General features: G+C 64.8%; 2 protein-coding genes. Both read right to left on the reverse strand.

The features are described from left to right. Positions 1 to 573: 5-deoxy-glucuronate isomerase (gene iolB / locus NCG91_RS27830; RefSeq protein WP_251352086.1), on the reverse strand; the 573-nt coding region annotated here is incomplete at its 3' end. Beyond that, on the reverse strand, positions 570 to 1,100 hold a 531-nt coding region (locus tag NCG91_RS27835; protein WP_251352087.1), incomplete at its 5' end, for a TIM barrel protein. The genes iolB and NCG91_RS27835, both read right to left, overlap by 4 nt.

Here is a 1,100-nt window from a genome sequence, read left to right on the forward strand (position 1 = left end):
GTTCAGGCGGTGGTAATACGTTTCTTCCAGCGAACTTTCCAGCGGGATATTGTCGCTGTCGTGCTTGTGCGGCGGATAGCTGGACGAATGGCCGGACGGCGTGACCACTTCCACCACCAGCAAGCCATCGGCCTCGGCCGTCTGCGGCAGGATGTCGCACACATAGCGGGTGTTCGCCCCCTTGCCGCGCACGGAGCGCGTCATCGACTGCGGGTCGATCAAGCGCGCCGGGCGATGGGTGGTGGCCGGTGCGCTGCACAGCGCCACTTCCGCGTTGCTCACGGCCGTGATGCCGACCGTGGTTTCCAGCGGCACATACACGGCGTAGGGCGAGACATCTTCAAACACGCTCTGGCGATTGCCGATGGCTTCCCAGGTCTGCCCGCCCGCCTGCACGGTGACCGTGCCCGTCAGCACGACGAGGCACAGTTCGCGGCGGCCCGTCTCCAACGTCAGCTGTTCGCCTGCCGCCAGCCGGTGCGCGGCAAAGCCCACGTGCGTCCAGCCGGCCGACTCTGGCGTCACTTCGACGATGGCCGAACCGGCCCTGGCCTTGACCAGCAGCGGGCTCATGCCGCCGCCCGTTTCAATCGCGGAATCGCGTCGACCAGACGCGCCAGGTAATCGTGGCCCATCTTGGCATACTGATAACTGGGGGCCACGGCCGGATCTTGCTCCGCCTCCACCACCAGCCAGCCTTCGTAGCCGTGCAAATATAAACGCGTGAGGATGGCGGGAAAGTCGATGCTGCCGTCGCCGGGCACGCTGAAGGCGCCATTGATGACGGCCTGCAGGAAACTCCAGTGGCCATTTCTCGCCAGTTTCACCACATTGGGGCGCACATCCTTGCAATGCACGTGGCAGATGCGATCGATGTGCTTGTTCAAGACCGCCAGCGCGTCGCCGCCGGCAAAGGTGATGTGGCCCGTGTCGAACAGCAAGCCGACTTGCGGCCCCGTCAAGGCCATCAACTGGTCCACGTCGGCGGGCGTTTCCACGTAGGCGCCCATGTGGTGGTGGTAGGCCAGGCGCACGCCGTGGCCGAGCAAGTGTTTCGCAAACGCCGTCAGTTTGTCGGCGTAGTCCTGCCATTGTTGCGG

It is taken from the genome of Janthinobacterium kumbetense (assembly GCF_023703445.1).
Taxonomy (GTDB): domain Bacteria; phylum Pseudomonadota; class Gammaproteobacteria; order Burkholderiales; family Burkholderiaceae_D; genus Janthinobacterium; species Janthinobacterium kumbetense.